This window comes from Thermotalea metallivorans, from assembly GCF_001562415.1.
GTDB classification, from domain to species: Bacteria; Bacillota; Clostridia; order Peptostreptococcales; family Thermotaleaceae; genus Thermotalea; species Thermotalea metallivorans.
Window position 1 is genome coordinate 15291 of sequence record NZ_LOEE01000016.1, and the last position, 17349, is coordinate 32639.

A 17349-nucleotide genomic window follows, 5' to 3' on the forward strand; every position below is an offset into this window, starting at 1 on the left:
GAAATATCATATATGCTCATGTTTTTAATGGGTACTTTTTCTTCTCTTTTTAAAAAATTTGCACGAAAAATGTTTAACATATATTTTAAAATTGCTTTCATTCATTTTCTGTATAGAAACGATGTGCCCAACTCCTGATTGATAATCTATACAATCATTTGCCCAGAGATTGATATCTTTTTCACACTCGTATTCACTTCCTCTACCATACTCATCCTCAATAATAACGCTAGCACCTTTTGGTATAAACACGTTTATCCCCCTTCTTTTTTTCTAATATAATCATTCTACATAATATCCTTGCAATGCGTAACATCATTTCATAAACACTAACCAATGTGTTTTGCTTCGCCTATTTCCGAATAATGGTTTTTGTCCTATGGCTTCTAATACTTCTCTTAATTTAACTTGTTCTTCGTTCCATTTGAAAAAATGCACTACCGACTACCACCAAAGAATCCCATGCCTTTAGGCGTGCGGAGTGTCAAAACTTCACTGCTTGTATTGTCTAATAAAGTACTTTTTAGATTTGTCACTTTATTCCTTGACTTTTGCTACTGCCACCACAGTTTTATAGGCTTCCTTCCCAGTTCCAAATCCTAAAGGGGTTTTGATTTTCGCTTTAATAGTAACTTTATAATGCTTAGGATCTAAAATTTCTCCCTTCTTTTCTAAGATCGTAACACCTTTTTCTTCCAGCTTATTTGAAGCAATATTCTGGTTTAAAACATACATTGCTTCAATATTGGCGGTTTCCGGGTCAATTTGTAAATCTATAACATCTGGAATAATCTCTCCAAACTCATTTCTGGCAAAAGGGGCTATGGTTGCACTGGCTCCTGCTAGAGAAGCAGCATCAGCTGCTGCCTGAATTTGATGTTTTAGTATAAAAGCAGAAGCTGCATCTAGTCCTAATGCTCCAAAAGCCAGTAATACTGCAATTAAAAAAGGTGCAACGATCAATATATTGCCCCTTTCTTCTTTAAGAAATTGTTTCATAGATTTCATCATTTTTTATCATCTCCATAAGATCCTGGGCTAGAAGAACAAAACTTTTCTTCAAGTCAATAGAGAACATAGAAGCCGGTATTCCATGCCTTATACTTTCATATACCTCCTTGGTAGCCTCGGGTATTCTCCATTTCATTCCCATGCCCGTGGCTGCCTCCACATCGCTTATGGGGACTTTCATTCCATCTATATATCGGTTATATACGGTATGGACACGATTTAGCTCTATAATCCCCTTTTCAATCAATTCATCCATGACTAGCTGTAGCGTAACTGAATGATGATAATCAGGATCTCCAATCACAAGCATGTATCCTCCTTTTTGAAGTATCTGAAGGGCCTCTTCGCTTTGAATATCAAGGCCTAGATCTACAATAACCACATCACAGGATTCGGAAAGATCCGTAAGGATTTTTCCCAGCTGCTTTCCTTGAAAAGCTGCTGCCCCAATACCAGGATCTTGAGTAATTACCTCTATGTTATGTAGTAATTTAGGTTGATAAGAAAAATCCAGTACATTCTCCGTCTCTTGCAGTGCTTTTGAGAGTCCATCCTCTTCTAAGGGTAAATTCAACCAAGTATGCAGTCCTAGATTCCTTGTACAGTCCAATATCGCGGTTTTTATTCCTGCATTGGCGAAAGCCGCTGCCAAATTTACTGATACAAAGGTTTTTCCTGAAGGATTTGGAGAAAAAATAACAATCACATTATCAAGTCGTGTAATTCCTTTTTTCGCCTTAATTCTTCTAGGTCGTTTTGGCAGTGCCGGTATAGACGGCTTGTTGATTTGTATCTTGGGTACCGAAACCTGGATCTTGGGAATATTATGCATAGCTTTGCGGAACAAGCCTCCCTTGGATGCTTCCTCATTTTCCTGTGGTTCTTCATAGACCTTTTTGTTGTTTCCTTTTTTCTTTCTGTTCTTTATTATGTCTTCTAACTCCCCGATCTTGGGCATTTTAAAGATAATCTCATCCACACCCTGCTCCCGCATTCTCTGAATTGTTAGGTCTTGTGGATCAATTGTATCAGCAAGAAAAATTAAGGTAACATCCATCCGCTTGAGCTCCCATGCGATATCAATGAGGTCTACACTACCAGGCAGCCGGGGAGATAGTAAAACCACATCCGGCTTTCTCCTTTCAACCACATCCACAATGACTTCCCTTTCAAATACCGTCTCTACAATGTCTATGCCCCGAATCACCCGTAAAGGCTCTTCTAATTCTTCCATATTGGCTGCAAATACCACTTTGATATCGTTGTCATTTTTTCGTATGGTAGTCCATTTTTTGATGTCTTCCAAATAGATATCTTCCGCCGGATAATACTCTACTCCGGTTGCATCCATTTCTAGAAGAAATTCACGGTCCTTTGCCCTCTCCGGGGATAAGAGTATAACGATTTTGGCCCCTTTGGCATCTCTTTTCATCCGTTCAATATACTCAAGCAGATCTTCCTTTTTCCCTGTAGATGCAAATTCTGAAGCTATAATGATTTCAGGTATTTCCTCGGTACTAGCCAAAAATCTCATGGCCGTACCAAAAGTATAATCCCATTGAATTACTTCCCCATTTTTTCTTATGGCATCTACAATGGCTTCATCTGCTTTTTCAAATATGCAGTGAATTCTACTCAATCTCTTCACCTCCTATTTTTCTTCCACTACCATGTTTAAAAATATTGTTTTTCTTTTGCTCGGCTTTTTGTTTTTTTCTATTCTCCATAAGCTTTTTGATCCTCATCCTTCCCCAATACATAAGATCCTTTATTTTGTCCATGAGCCTGTCACTTTCAAAATATACAGGCCTAGACGTAGTAGTAGGCTTTAATTGATATTCATTCAATCGATACAGGGCATCCTCCCCAACTATATACGCTTGATCTCCGGTCCTTCTTATACTCTCGATCATTTCTTCTACGATACCTATCAATTCTTCCTCGCTACCTTTTATTCGGACCCTCATATGGTATGCTGTCCGTCCTCCTGCCCTAGCAAGATTAAAATGATATCTATTTCTCATTAACATAATATTTTTGATTTTGGATCTATTCTGCAATACCTCTTCGTATTGCTGTTCTTTCTCTTTTAGTACTTTTTCATCCGTATCATATTTAGGGTCCACATATAGCTCTATAATGGCATTATGCATATTCCCCCAGCGGATCATCTCCATAAAAGATATGCCCGCTATATATTGCTGATTTCCTGTCGTAAGCTCCTTAGGCAATGGCTCTATTTTGACAGCTATTCCTACGGATCCGTCCTGAAAATAAAGAAACGGGCTATCAATCTTTACTATTTCTATTCTATGTCCTTCCCTTTTGACTTTCTTCAGCTCTTTATCTAATCTTTTGTTTTTCCTTACGTCAAAAATTACAATATAGGAGATTGCCGCAGGTACAGCAAACATGATAAACCCTCTATATCCTAAGTGCCCAGGCAAAATGATAAAAAGAACTATGCCAAAGAAAAGACTCCCTACGATGGGGAATATTTTCCATAAATTAAGAAAACCTGCTATTTTCACATCTTCTCTGATATCTTCCGGTATAATAATCAAATCATGTTCGTTCACCTGTATCCCCCTTTCTGCTGTGGTTTTATCCGTACCCTGGCTCTATGCCCGATCCTTCCTCCACGCACCCATGTACACACCATCCTTTGGAGGCACCTCTACAAGTACTGGAAGACCTTTTTGATATACAATATATCTTCCGTTTTGCTCCCAATAAGGAATAGTATCTTTAAAGTATTTCTTTAACTCTGACTTGCCTTTTTCGAAACTTTTAGGATGAATCAGAATTTGGTTTGGGTCCTTCCCTTTTTTTACATGATCTAAAGGTATTTCCTTTAGATTCTCCATGACACTGTTTCTTCTGCTCTCCGGTACTCGAATAGATTTCCATTCCCTTTTTTCAGGAATATTTGTAATTTCCTTTGATGTATTAATTTTTTCTTTTCCGTAAATCTCCTCAGCAAGCTTTTCAACCTTTTTCACGCTATCTTTATCCACCAATAAGATATCTTTCTCAGATCCCAATAGGATATCTGCCTCCATCTCCGGATATTTATCTAACACCTTATCCATAAACTCATCCTCCTTACCATAAGGAAGCTCAATGGCCTTAAAGTATCGATCATTTGTCTCAATGATTGTTTCCGGATCTTCATGAATAAATGGTATATTTTCTTCCCTTTTAGGCACCGGTCCTATTTTTTCTTTTAGTCTGTACATTTGCTCCCTAATGATTTCACCAGCTTCGCCATTGGATATACGGCTACCGAATTCCTGCATTTTTCTAGCCGTCTCACTACCTTGAATTCCTGCACGCTCTCCAGGCACAGATCCGGTTTTGGATGATACCCAGCCAAGGGTATTGGACGCAGCCTCGAATCCTTTCCCTGCACCCCATATGATTTTTCCCATGTTTTTCAGTACTACATCTCCTCCTAAAGTTACTGGATCCTTTAAAGCCTTGATGAAGGGTATCAACCAGAAAATGATAGCCAAGATAAAAATAATGAATAAAATAAATACATTTGCAAGGGTAGTAGATATCCCCATATCTGATACTGCATCGGGTGTCCTGGCAACACCGATCATTACCAGCCATCCTGCATCAAAAAAGGCCTGAAGTCCTATAGTCCTTATAAGGATATTCCCTAAACCAAGATACGTTTCGGGTTTGCCAAAGATAGCTGCTCCATTGATATAGGCAGGTACGAAAATAGTCAGCAGCCTAAGGGCGATATATCGTATTAAAGCCAATAGCCCCAAGAGTATCTGAGTCCCTTCTCCTACGAACATCCCAATTAGACCACCTACTTTCCCATTTTGTTCATCCAAAAAGATTTGTGACATACTTGTAGATTGTAATGTTTCCAGATCAATATCTGTATTTGCAAAGGCAGCCTTCAAAACCATATCTCCTGGTATATCCTTTAGGGACAATTCATTTTCCTTTACCCGGATTTGTCTTTCTACGACATTTCCTTGCTCATCTACATCCTTTTGTATAAATACTTGTCCTTGTTCATTGTATAACGCTACTATCTGCGGCCTGCTGATTGCATCAAAGGCATAATTTTGCAAGTATATAACAGATTCGATAACCCATAATGAAAAGTAACTAACTAATCCATATACAAAAATAAGCCCTATGGCCGTTAGGGGCTTTGCAATACCCTCTGTTTCTCCTTTCCACATTTTATATATTGTCATTAAAAAAGCTAAGGCAATAAATCCTATGGTCGCAAAAAAAACACTATTCCAGCCTATGTATACCCAATTGTGACCATCTTTGCCTGTTAGCGGGGGTGTATAGAGATAACTAGCTCCATACACCCCTTCAATTCCACCTAACGCTGCATCAAGCATTGCCCCTATGGTACTGGCAAATACATAATACCATCCACCCTTTTCTTTCCATTCCCTTACCAATTGGGATAGCTCATTTAGAGTCTGTAATAATTCTTTAATGTTGGTGATAAGCCCACTATCCTGAGACTCCTGTTCCGTATTCTCCGGAGTACTAGGTCCTGTATCGGCCCATACCGGCAACATAGCAAAACTTATGAATACAACTATGAGCAGAAATATAAAACCTTTTTTCATTTAAAATCACACGCCTTTGATCATAATTATTCCATATTGGATTGCATATTTAAATTGATCTAAATACCCAGATGGTTTGTTTTCCTGTGGAACAATATCCTTTGGCGCTTCTTTATTGAAATTCTCAATTGCTTTGGTAGCCACTTTTTCCCACAGGAATACGAAAATATCATACCAAGTAGCTGTAAGAGCTCCAAAAATAATAGTTACCCCTACAAGAATCTGTAAGAATCTCATACCGAAGGATTTCCAACTACTTGTTCCTGTGAATAGGCCTTTGACAGCTAAAATCATATGCCACCCAGAAACAGAAAGAAGCCAAAGTCCAAAAATTCCTATAACAAAGTTTACGATCATAATGAAGGGATATGCCGCTCCAATAAGATTTGAAATATCCGGCATGAATAATTTTTTTTGTGGTAACATGTTGCGCCTCCTTTATTTTTTTGAATTTTAATAGGCTGAAAAAGATATAATCTTTTCAGCCTATTGTGATAACTTTACTCCTGCTTTCAATGGTGATATGCCTTTTACTAATACAGTTGCGGTATCCTTTGCCCCATTGCTTAAGGTGGCATTTAGAATTGCGTTGTATCCAGCAGGACCGAAACCGTACTCGGTTTTCGTATCTACGATGAACCACCCACCAGGCACGCTATAGCTAAAAGTCTTTTCCCCATCTCCGGATACTGTAAGGCTTTGGCCTGGATATTCCTTAGTGGCATTTTTGATGATCTGTTCTCCTGTGTTGGGATAATACATTGTTACATATTGTCCGGAGGCCTTGATATTCATCGCTACCGTCTTGGTTACAGGCACTTTGATCGTTCTTCTCCTAGTTCTTTCTACTCCATTGGCATCTATGTATGTTTCTTCCTCAATTTCATACCGCCACAATGACCAAGATACCGTCACCTGGAAATTCCAAGGATTATATGGTTCCTTTGGTTGCATACTCTTAGGTGCAATAATATCTACTGTGATCTTTTCTCCCGGATTTTTTTCCGACGTATTCAGAAACACCGCCATCAGATCAGATACGTTATCTGCCCAAGTACGTTCTAGATTCGGCTTTGTTTTATCGGGATTCACCGCTGCATAGACATTGACTGCTTTGTTGGGCATTTCAAAAACCAGTTTAAATTCCCTTTTCCCTGCAATGGCTACATCTCTTAACCTTTGTACTTCCTTCCCATCTACGATCAATGCTATATCTGATGCTATACTGCTTTGACCTTCTAACTCTACATAACCGCGAACTTCCACAGCTTGCCCTGCCGACGCGTTCTCTGCTATCTTTGTAAGTTTGATTTTTAAGTTTGTTTGAATATCGGGATTGCCTTGAGGTGTCGGCTGTTGTGGCACTCCTGGTGCTGGTACTGGTGCTGGTATCGACTCTTGAGGCTGTTGCTGCACTTCATATTCGATGATAATCGGTACAAAATACATGAAGCCCTGAACCTTTGGACTAAATAGATTTCCTTTCATAGCTTCTAATGATGCAATGACATTTGCCGGTACGGCATCTTTGCCACCCATGTAATCGTAGATGTATTGTTCCTTTTCAAATGCTACTTTTTCTTTTACGTCATATAGCAAATCGCTATTAAGTAAAGCATTATAATTTACTTCAACTTTTCCTGTACTTGGATTATATTCTGCTTTTGTAATGCTAATATTTTGAGAAGCGTGTGGCATATAATTGTCAGTATACTCCTGCATATTTTTTGCCTTTGCCGTTACGTTAAAAATTGGTGTTATGCCTGTTTGTCTATAAAATTCTGTAGTATATGGATATACTTTTACGTTTTTGATGTTTGACTTGCCAAATTGATCATTTGTCGTTAAATCTAAACTAAATCCACTAGAATAACTGCTCCCCGGTCCATATCCCCGTTGCCATATACCACTACTGTTTGACCATATAAAAATAACACCGGTGTCCAATCGATAGATTTTGTGGACACCAGTGTTCTCTGCTGCAAATGCAGAATATGGTGTTATCAATAGCCCTGCTATAATGTTTAAAATCATAACCAGGCTAACAAATTTTTTTGTTATCATAATTTCCTCCTTGTCTACTTTAATGTGTTCTTTAGTGTGTTTTCAATTAATTCAGCTTCTGTAGAGGTTACCCTAACGATTAGAAAATAATCATATTCTTTTGCTCTTTCCTTACTTGAAACGACTTTATAGTCAATCCCGGTTCCCATACCAAGGCCTTCAACTACTTTTCCATTAATCACCCCATACATGCCACCTTTCATATTAACTGTTTTAATAGCTTTATATGGTGGTTTTTCAACATATTCCAATTGATATGGATTGCCTTCAACAATTTTAATCGTCTTGATCTCATACAGATTGCTAGATATCCCACTAATATCCGTTAGGACTTCATTAACCGGATATACTTTTCCAGGTTCCAATCCTATCGACGGGTTTTTTGGAGTACTTCCACTGCCAGATGTTGATATAGTTGCAACCCTTGTATCTGCATTCCAATTCACTGTTGCGCCAAAAACCTCGCTTATAAATCTTAATGGAACCATGGTTCTGCCATTTATATTAACAGCTTTCGTATCAAAAGTAATGACCTTTCCATTAACTGTTGCTTTTTTTTCACCGGTGACAAGGATCACCGTTTTATCATTCTTTTTAATGGTTACAACAACATTTAAATTTTTAATTTCCCAATCCACGGTAGCCCCAAGTTTTTCAGATACAAAGCGGATGGGCACCAGCGTCCTTCCATCCTCATTGATGTAAGGTTTTGTATCCGGGAATATAACCTCTTCATCATTAACCATTACTTTTACACTAGGAGATTCAACAGCAGCATATGCACTAGCTGTCATTGTAAATATTAATATCATTATAAAAAATAAACTTATTCTTTTCATCATTTTCACCCTTTCTCAACTTATTTGGACTTAATATAATCCATAATTTCTTGTGCCATTTCCAAGGCTTCCTTTGCGTCATTTTTTCCCGGAAGCCCTGAATCCAGCATTCCAGGCAATGCGTCAGGATAACGGGTAGGTATATAATATTGATCAAGTATCGTTGCATGACTATCAAACTGACAAAAACTGCTATCAATCCTAGTACATATATTCATAAGGTCTCTAAGGCTATGGGTTCTTGGTGCCCTTTGGCCACAGCCCTCTATAAAACCCTTCAAAAGTTTTTCTACTGCCTGTTGGCTGTGAAAGCATACCTGATTATATATCTTATTTTCAAGAGCTATTTTAGCCGTTAGTATATCATCTTCAGCAAAACTAAGCCATCTCTTTTCCACGGGCATCATATATCACCTTTCCTTCTTCAAGGACTTTCAGAATAAAACTTCTTTTTTCTTTTTTCATTGCTTCTATTTCCCCATTAGTATATACGATTAAATCGCATGCTACCTTTGATTTCACTAAAAGTCCAATATTTTTGAGTCTTTTTATGAAGGCTTCATCAGTATCTTTTACTACAATAATGTCTAAGTCACTCCATTCATGGATATTTCCTGTAGCCATCGACCCAAATAGAATAATTTTATCAGCTTTGTACTCATTTATCAGCACGTTTTTTATTCTTTCCAATTCCTCGCTAAGTTCCTTTTTTCTATTTTCTATGGCTTGGCTACTCATGACATCAGCTCCTCTTCTTCCATCTATACTATTAGTAGTGCTTATTTTCTTTATGATTGCCGGAAAATCCTCCATACGTTTATTAAGTTTCTATTACTTTTTTCACATCCTCATTCCTTATGCTAATAAATATCCCATTTTCTAGCTTTACTCTTACTATATCCATTGTTTGAAGGACATAAACTATTTCCCCTATATTTCCATTCACTAATAATACCTTATCATTTTTCCTTAATTTTCTTTCTCCTTTCCCCATTTTCCCCCTCCATCACAGATCAATGTGAACATCAATTCTTTGAAGTCATCGCTTGTTTTTCAGCTCGTATTTTCAGCAGTATACAAAGCCAATGTTATCACCGTACTGATTATATATTCTGAAACAATGGCTGCACTGAATAATTAAATTGTCCGGGCGTCTGCACTTGACAATTTTATTACTATCCCAGATAGTAATTTCCCCGCCTGGTATGAATAGCTTTATGCTGTTGCATTCTATTTCAACCCTTGATACATCAACATTTATCAACAAATCGTCCATGTATATATGATATTTAATTTTATTGCCCTTTACAAGCTCCAACAGTTCTTCATACACGGTTTTTGCCCCCCTCTCTCATTATTAATATTAAGATATGATTTTAAGTTGAACATACTCCTGATCCAAAAAGTCTTTTTGTAACTCCTCTTGTACTGCATATCCTTCAACCTCTATAACCAACTGGTCGACTTTGAATTCTTCTTTCAACAATACCCCATACCTATCCAGAAGCATGTCTTTAATAAAGTTATCTTTTACAGCTAGAAAAAGTATATTTTTCTGCTTATAAATGCTCTGTATACCTTCAATAAATGTATTAAACGACGGCCTTGCCAGAATGGAGTTTAGATTTGCCAATGGCTCATAATAAATAGTATTCGAATATCTTTCCAAAATAGAATGGGATAATTTATCTTCTTTTTCATCAACAATACTCTCATCAGATTTTATCGTCTTATTAACCGGACCCCTAATTTCATTATTGCATTTCACTGATTTCGCTGCATTGTTTAAGTCATAAGAGACGTCTGCATATACTGCTAGGGAACACTCGCTAATGGCATTGTAGATACAGGATTTCAGATAATTCTTTGGACTTTTTATCTTTTCCGATTCTGCTGCACTTTTATATTTTGTTAACACATACTCAATAACAAAATGATCTAGCTTTTTTAGAGATTCTCTACAGACAGATCTTGGTATAATAGTATCCTGAACCTTTAATTCTGTTGCATAATACATATCAATGACCGCCTGCTCCACAGAATCAATAAGACTTTCATGTGGATAGTAAGATTTAAGGTGTGCAAACTCACATCTTTTCAATATTTCCTGAAGTTCTTTTTCTTGATTGTCATTCATTCGGTCATTCATCCTGTCATGACTGAAAGACTGAATAATATCTGTAGTAATCTCTGAGTTAATCTCTGGTATAGGTGGGGACATTTTGTCCCTATGCATGGGGACATTTTGTCCCTCTCCTGGGGACAATTTGTCCTCATGAGCATTTTCAAGGTTTGTGCCATGGGACAATTTGTCCTCATGAGATTTTTCAATATTTTGGCTTATCACTTTTTCATCACTTTCGTCACTCCCTTTTTCTAAAAAGGCTAACCTTTCATAATCAATTCGATACCATTTTGTCTTATCGTATTTCTTCTCATTATAAATGTCAGTGCTGATTAATATTCCTATCTCTTCAAGATTCCGAATCGTTCTTTTTATCGTTTTGGTACTCCAAAAGGGAAATTGCTTTTGCCACTCCTCATAAGTATTGTACACCCAGTATTTCCCATCTTTGTATGCATCCTTGGCCCGTGCTTTTTCTTTTAACTTGACCCAGTAGTTGATCTGTTGGAGGATAATTGCTTCGTTCAGGCCAATAACAATGGCCAATTGTGGCAACAACACCAATGGTTGCTCATCCAATAATAATTTACTCATTTATTCACCCCCCCTAGTTACATTAAAGGCACTACCTTTCTTTTTTCAAACATTTAGGTATTACTTTTTTCTTTAAAAACATTTGCAACTGTTAGAATTTGCAAATTAAAAAAGTATTACCTTTATATGATAATACTTTGCAAATTATCTGGCAGAATTTTAAAAAGGTATTACCTTTTTAAATAATCAGCTTCTATCAAAACCGATGGTAATACCTTTTAATAATTATTTCTTCTTTATATATGTAAAATACCTTATGCCACAGGTAATACCTTATGCTTCCTTAAGATCTTTCGACGGACCTTAGCATTCTTTTTAAACCTTCTATATCTATCGTTTCAGATTTTAATTTTTTTTCACTTCCATCATCCAGAATATCTATATCTTCTATCTCTTTCGTTTCATCAACTTTATTTTCTATACATGAACCACCTTTGTAGCTTGCTACTTTCATAGTGTCTATCATAAATTTTATTTTGAGGGCTTCAGTAATCAATCCATTAGTGCTGACATGTTTGTTTATCCAGTTATAAAAATCCACCTTTTCTTGTCCTTTAAGCATTGGGAACTTATAGCTGGTGATACTTCCGGGTCCTAGTTTTTTCCTTTTTTGTGGCATTCTATTCCACCTCAACTATCTCTTCTACATCAGTAAAAATTTCATTTTCTACTCTATCTTCTATTAATTCATTAATTTTTGCTTCTAAATAATAACCCCTGGCATCTTCAAATAACGGATTCAAAGAAATCTGTGTAGCAACCCCTGGAATAAAGTTTTCAAGTTTCTCTCCGATTAACATTACAGCTCCTCCGGATATGCAAATGGCACCAGCTTCCCCCGGGTCTATTCCTTTCATCTCTAACTGATCAAAGAATTTGGTTTTCAATAATGCTAGCATATTTTCAAATGGTCTTCTTTTAATATCTTCAAGGTCAATAATTTGTCCTTTATAACTGACTTTTTTATATTTTCTAATCATGAAGTCAACCTTTACTTTAGGTATATCATAGCCATATTCTTTATAAAGCTCGCTTCTAATTAAATTAAGAGCATTGGAAGTTCCAACATCGATCCCGAAAAATCCAGATGATTCAAAAGTCATATCTGGTTTTATAATGGCCACATCCGTCGTTGAGGAACCAATATTCATTCCAATAATTTTGTATCCTCTTTCAAATATATCTCCTATTTCCTTTCTCCTTGTCAAGTTATCATCATGGGTCATGGAAATAAGTGAAGCCGTTCCCTCTGGCTTAAAATACATTTTCGGGATACTTACTTCTATTATGGCGCCCTTAAACAAGGGATGTTTGAAAACCACCCTGTATGGTATCTTCATCATCTCTGCAAATTTTCTTAATATATCTGTATTGTTGAAATACTCCTCTGTAGGAGATCCAGTTCCTAATCGAAAATACACTTTCTTTTTTAAGTCATTTGGATCAAACTGAGAAAGTGCTAAATGTGTAACAATTTTTATAGCCTCATCATTTGAAGCATCATCAAATTTTGGAATTCCATTTGCTGTCCATCTTAGATCTCCTCTGTGATGCTTATATGCCATTCCTCCAACAAAATATCTTCCTAAATATTCATCTCCTCTATAGACTTCGACATCTAAAAAATTGACCAGTTCTCCATCTTCTTGCTCTAAGACCCTTCTTTCGTAACCTGAACAAATCACATTCATATTTATTATTTTTTTATCACTTAAATATAATTTATTATTTAATCTGCCCGGATCCCATCCGGCATTTATTAATCTGTTCATATCCTTCCTCCCATTTTTTGATTTATTAAGCTATCACATAAGTTACTATGCAACATCAATGATTCCGATGTCTTCACTAAGATCGTCCAGTTTAATGCACGCTTCAATGTATTTACAATTTTCACATCCTAGTTCAGCATCAGGACAATTTGTATCTCCATATAACTCTTGTTCTAATAACTTAAAAATATCCTTTCTATTCATTCTAATCCTCCTCATTCGTATTGAAATATCAGCATACAAAAAGAAGGACTGATTATGACAGCCCTCCATTAATAACTTTAATTATGTTACCAAAATGATATTTACTTTTATGTTTTTTGTGCTATAATATAGACAAAGGTAATCAGCACCGCAAAGTGCGGTCGCCACACAGCGAAAAGTTTATCTAATCACTCTGCGTAGCGGGCAGGGTGATTATTTTTTTCCTTTGTTGTTTTCCCTTGTCAGGCTAACAATCAAGGAGATTAGTGATACTGTGAACATCCCAAATGCAACCATTATCTGAATTGCTTGGTATGTACTCATACCACACCACCTCCTTTCTTTTGTGAAATAGAGGTGGCAACCACACCCTGCTTTTACTGATTACCTTGTTTGTATAATACCACAGAAATAGGCAAATCTACAATATAAAAAAAGCTTACTGCTATAATTGATTTTTCAATTTTATTTAACTTAAATATTTCTCCTCATTTGGATTAATAACCATTTTTTCATGAAGGTACTCTTCAAAAGATATCTGCTTATCAATAAGTGATTTAGTTTTTGAATCAAAATTTGATTTTCTTATAGATTCTAAATCATTTTCGTTTGTTTTCATAGTTTTGGTTTTTTTGTTTATAGGTTTTGAAACCTTTGATCCTACATACTCTACTGCAGCACCAAATCCATGTTCTCTAAAATAATCCCTGATCATGAGAGCCGTTCTTTCTGTTACTGCTTTGCCATTATAATTATGAATGTTATACTTCAGATCTCCTATAGAAATAAATACGCGACACACCGCCCTGTCTCTATCACTTACCTTTTCATCTAAGCATTTCTCAATAATCATTCTTTCATGCCATATCCTAGGATCATCTTTTAGGAGATTTTTTATTTCCTCTTGTTCTTGTGGGCTTAATCCCTGGGTATCTCGCTGATAATCTCTTCTTTTTCCGATGCGAAACAGTCTCCCCTGAATCTCTATGTAGAGATTTTTCTTGAAAAAATTTATTCCTTTTTCCAGCTTTTTTTGATAATCGCATTCATCTCGATGATCATACTTATTGACACACATTTCTTCCTGGCTACACTGCCAGTAGAATGCACAGCATGCAAAGCTCATAACCTATCACCACCCATTTAAACCCTCCTATCTAAAAGTCCTGAATAAAAAGTAAAATAAAAAAACCCGTCTTATGACGAGTAATATACTATTTAAATTTTACTTAGAGCTTATTTTCTTCTCAAATCATTTAATCAACCTTGCTTTTTCTCTACTTCATAATGAAAAACACTATTTGCAGCAAACCTTCCGCAATTGCCATTTTAAAATTATTTAAGCGTTTAATCTTCCTCAACATACTCAATAATATCTAATAATTGGTTTCCGTATGAGATATATCGCAGAGTGATTCCTACTAATGTTATTGTATTTAGTAATACCCAGAAAAAACATGTAAAGCTAATAATAAATAATAACACTAAAATAAATTTACCTGTATCACCTATAGAGTTCCAATCAATGTAGGATAAAATAAAAATTAAAAAATTGATTATTATATTAACACCCCAACTCACAGCACTAAAATAAAATGGAAATAATAGGTTATAAAATATATCATGTTTAATTAATACCTTTACCAATTTTGTATTTGACAGGCTTGTTATTATGGCAAGGGCGCTTACAACAATCCCAAATATCCCTGCTGAAATACTAGTTAAAAGTACTCCATAGCTATTTAATAATGTGATTAACCCTTCCTCCTGTAAAAACAATAATAGAATTACTGCTATATATGATGCTAATAAGCCAACATATGATTCTACCGTATTAAAAAGTCTTTTTATTCCACCATATTTACAAAAAAGTTGAAAAAAAGATAAATTATCAAGTTGACCATTATCCATAGATTATTCAATCCTCATTATATCTTAATATTTCTGCTTTCTTGTGCTTTCAATAATATCCTGATCATTTTATCCTGAAGATCTATCTCATCATCATAAAAAACATGTTCAATCAAAAGCCTATTTTGAGTATGTATCTCCTTCATTCCCTCTACCCGTGTATAACCAGTTATTTTTCCTTCCCCATAGCCTTGGATAGTTGCATTGATTTGATCCCCTATAATGGTGTTCTCAGAAATATTATCTGAATTTCTATTTTTTAGTTTTAATCCTTCATTGAAATTTTCCGCTCTACTATTAAATTTTTTCATTTGGGCATCATTTATCAGTTTTCGTATTTTATTTATTTCATCACTATCACTATAATTAGGTACTATAAGATTAAACTCTACTGCAAGTATTTTTTCTAACTCTAATATTTCTTGTTTCAATTCTTTACTTTTTTTTAATACAATGATCTCCAATCGACCAATTTTTTCATCAATTCTATTAATAAGCCTATTAAAATATTCGATAAACTGATTAGCGCTTATTTTATTCATAATTTCCTGAAATACTAATATTTCAGTATCAGGACAATACACAAATCTGCTTTCTGAAGCTTTCTTTTCAAAAATTACTGGCTCTAATTTTTGATCCTCTAGCTTTTTCATCTTTTCATCTTTTCCTCTTGCCAAAATTCCAACAATAAACCGTCTATTAAATGCCGTTAATTTTTTTACCTCTGCAAATGTCCATTCTGAATTGCCTTCATGTATGGTATGACCTCTGTAATTCATAATGGCCTCTGCAATTTTCTTTTTCGCAATAGTAATGTCATAGTTGTAGATCATTTCATGAACATTCACTTTACAAGCATAGAATGTTCCTTTTTTGAATGCCATAGGTAATACTCTCCTTTTTTACTTTTATGACTTATTTCTACATAAAAAGGAATATTCCTCCAGCATTTGATATTTATAATATTTAATTATTCAGTGATTTCTTATATATCTAAATCAAAGTATTATTCTTTTCTTTTAATCTAAAGCCTACCACAATCTCACCTAATCCTATTGCACTACCACACTCCACTTGTAGTTCTTGATTACTTTCATTTTTTAAGATAAGGCTTAATAGCCTACTTTCATAATCGTGTCTCAAATCACAAGTTGAGTTAATTATCTTTGCATTTCCATTAAAAACTGCTATAACAGCATCCGTTAACACATGAATGCCCCTTTTTTCACTTTTTATAGTGCATTCAATCCTACCACTAAAATTCCATTCCTGAAAAGTTATTTCTACAATATATTGCCCATCACTTTGATTAGGGTTGTGATTATTTAATAGCATGTATTTAACACCTCCATTTCTACTTTAGAAAATAATTTTGAACAAAATTATATGTAATGAATTCACTTTAGAAAAATAAAAAAAGTACTTTATATGAGTACTTTACTTATTGGTAGGTAGTTATCCAGTTTTATTCTTATTAGAATGTGCCCCAAGGCACATCAAGGCCCAGCCAACGGGTGCCAAATCCTTCACCCCACCTCGCCTTTCCTATGATCGTCCAGTTCCCGATGGGAGAAGGTGTATCCTTTTTCCCACTGGCAATGGGATATCTTTTTATGACCCTATGATCATCCAGATGAATTAATTCTAACCGCTTAGCATTGATATCAATGAAGATGGTCAGATTATCATAATCTGGATTTTCTTTAATTTCTTTTTCTTCCCAACTCACATATTCATCTTCTTCAAATATTCTTATAGGTACACTGATCTTTATTTTATTTCCTGTATAGGAAAAGAAACTGCCTGTATAGAGCAGTATGGCTGCACAGACAGTACAAATGCTCGTCCATAAAAGCCATTTCTTCAAGTTCACCCCTCCCCACATATACAATATATGTAAAAAGATTGTCTCCCTATTCCTGCATCTTTTTTTCTGTATCCAGAGACTATGTCCCAATATCCTCAAAATTGCTATTTGGCAACATATTTCTATGCTTTTTCATTATTTTCGATAATATTTCCCGGGAAATGACCATTTTCGATGTAACAACTGCCGGCTGCATCAAAAAATTATTGAGTAAAACCTCCCTCTATAATCTAACGAATTCTCTTAATTGCTTGCTTTTTCTTAGAATTTCACATTTCTCAAAACTTGCCACATGGATATAATGCTCATTTATGTATAAAACTGGATGGGCAAGGGTGACCTG

22 protein-coding genes are annotated in these 17349 nt (G+C 35.5%); all 22 read right to left on the bottom strand.

Features of this window, described 5'->3' with window-relative positions:
• Positions 1-24 precede the first annotated feature (24 nt).
• Positions 25-252 carry a hypothetical protein gene (locus AN619_RS02410; protein WP_068554753.1) on the bottom strand — a complete coding sequence of 76 codons (228 nt, stop codon included), beginning with the start codon at positions 250-252 and terminating at the stop codon, positions 25-27.
• Positions 253-537: 285 nt separating this feature from the next.
• Positions 538-1011 carry a pilus assembly protein TadG-related protein gene (locus AN619_RS02420; RefSeq protein ID WP_068554756.1) on the bottom strand — a complete coding sequence of 158 codons (474 nt, stop codon included), beginning with the start codon at positions 1009-1011 and terminating at the stop codon, positions 538-540.
• Positions 983-2650: a tyrosine-protein kinase family protein gene (locus AN619_RS02425; protein ID WP_068554758.1), complete on the bottom strand. Its 1668-nt coding sequence runs from the start codon at positions 2648-2650 to the stop codon at positions 983-985. The genes AN619_RS02420 and AN619_RS02425 overlap by 29 nt, the downstream gene beginning before the upstream one ends.
• Positions 2643-3590: a hypothetical protein gene (locus tag AN619_RS02430; protein ID WP_068554760.1), complete on the bottom strand. Its 948-nt coding sequence runs from the start codon at positions 3588-3590 to the stop codon at positions 2643-2645. The genes AN619_RS02425 and AN619_RS02430 overlap by 8 nt, the downstream gene beginning before the upstream one ends.
• Positions 3591-3632: 42 nt before the next feature.
• The gene (locus tag AN619_RS02435; protein WP_198153214.1) at positions 3633-5579 is read right to left on the bottom strand and encodes a hypothetical protein; all 1947 of its coding nucleotides are present in this window, start codon (positions 5577-5579) and stop codon (positions 3633-3635) included.
• 57 nt (positions 5580-5636) lie between these two features.
• Positions 5637-6056 carry a hypothetical protein gene (locus tag AN619_RS02440; RefSeq protein WP_068554764.1) on the bottom strand — a complete coding sequence of 140 codons (420 nt, stop codon included), beginning with the start codon at positions 6054-6056 and terminating at the stop codon, positions 5637-5639.
• Positions 6057-6116: 60 nt separating this feature from the next.
• Positions 6117-7694, bottom strand: a complete 1578-nt coding sequence (locus AN619_RS02445; RefSeq protein ID WP_068554766.1) for a hypothetical protein — start codon at positions 7692-7694, stop codon at positions 6117-6119.
• Between the two features lie 14 nt (positions 7695-7708).
• Positions 7709-8533, bottom strand: coding sequence for a copper amine oxidase N-terminal domain-containing protein (locus tag AN619_RS02450; protein WP_068554768.1), 825 nt, complete (start codon positions 8531-8533; stop codon positions 7709-7711).
• A gap of 20 nt (positions 8534-8553) precedes the next feature.
• On the bottom strand, positions 8554-8937 hold the full coding sequence (locus AN619_RS02455) for a HEPN domain-containing protein (protein WP_198153215.1): 384 nt from the start codon (positions 8935-8937) through the stop codon (positions 8554-8556).
• A complete protein-coding gene (locus AN619_RS02460; RefSeq protein WP_198153216.1) occupies positions 8912-9346 on the bottom strand; it encodes a nucleotidyltransferase domain-containing protein in 435 nt (144 codons plus the stop codon). Before AN619_RS02460 ends, AN619_RS02455 begins: the two co-directional genes overlap by 26 nt.
• Before the next feature lie 7 nt (positions 9347-9353).
• A complete protein-coding gene (locus tag AN619_RS15810; RefSeq protein ID WP_157064880.1) occupies positions 9354-9527 on the bottom strand; it encodes a hypothetical protein in 174 nt (57 codons plus the stop codon).
• A gap of 72 nt (positions 9528-9599) precedes the next feature.
• Entirely contained in the window at positions 9600-9866 is a 267-nt protein-coding gene (locus tag AN619_RS02465; protein ID WP_068554773.1) for a hypothetical protein, read from the bottom strand.
• Between the two features lie 30 nt (positions 9867-9896).
• Positions 9897-11252 carry a hypothetical protein gene (locus AN619_RS02470; protein ID WP_068554775.1) on the bottom strand — a complete coding sequence of 452 codons (1356 nt, stop codon included), beginning with the start codon at positions 11250-11252 and terminating at the stop codon, positions 9897-9899.
• A gap of 283 nt (positions 11253-11535) precedes the next feature.
• Positions 11536-11871, bottom strand: coding sequence for a hypothetical protein (locus tag AN619_RS02475; RefSeq protein ID WP_068554777.1), 336 nt, complete (start codon positions 11869-11871; stop codon positions 11536-11538).
• Position 11872: 1 nt separating this feature from the next.
• Positions 11873-13024 carry an acetate and sugar kinases/Hsc70/actin family protein gene (locus AN619_RS02480; protein ID WP_068554779.1) on the bottom strand — a complete coding sequence of 384 codons (1152 nt, stop codon included), beginning with the start codon at positions 13022-13024 and terminating at the stop codon, positions 11873-11875.
• Positions 13025-13069: 45 nt separating this feature from the next.
• Positions 13070-13228 (bottom strand): hypothetical protein, encoded by a 159-nt coding sequence (locus tag AN619_RS15815; RefSeq protein ID WP_157064881.1) that lies wholly within the window; start codon positions 13226-13228, stop codon positions 13070-13072.
• A 213-nt stretch (positions 13229-13441) separates the two neighbouring features.
• The gene (locus tag AN619_RS16645; protein WP_083524945.1) at positions 13442-13552 is read right to left on the bottom strand and encodes a putative holin-like toxin; all 111 of its coding nucleotides are present in this window, start codon (positions 13550-13552) and stop codon (positions 13442-13444) included.
• A 145-nt stretch (positions 13553-13697) separates the two neighbouring features.
• Positions 13698-14354, bottom strand: coding sequence for a hypothetical protein (locus AN619_RS02485; RefSeq protein WP_068554781.1), 657 nt, complete (start codon positions 14352-14354; stop codon positions 13698-13700).
• Between the two features lie 221 nt (positions 14355-14575).
• Positions 14576-15139, bottom strand: coding sequence for a hypothetical protein (locus tag AN619_RS02490; protein WP_068554783.1), 564 nt, complete (start codon positions 15137-15139; stop codon positions 14576-14578).
• A 17-nt stretch (positions 15140-15156) separates the two neighbouring features.
• Complete coding sequence (locus tag AN619_RS02495) at positions 15157-16023, bottom strand: hypothetical protein (protein WP_068554785.1); 867 nt, start codon at positions 16021-16023, stop codon at positions 15157-15159.
• Positions 16024-16132: 109 nt separating this feature from the next.
• Complete coding sequence (locus AN619_RS02500; RefSeq protein WP_068554787.1) at positions 16133-16474, bottom strand: hypothetical protein; 342 nt, start codon at positions 16472-16474, stop codon at positions 16133-16135.
• Positions 16475-16613: 139 nt separating this feature from the next.
• Positions 16614-17006, bottom strand: coding sequence for a L,D-transpeptidase (locus AN619_RS02505; protein WP_068554789.1), 393 nt, complete (start codon positions 17004-17006; stop codon positions 16614-16616).
• Positions 17007-17349: the final 343 nt, after the last annotated feature.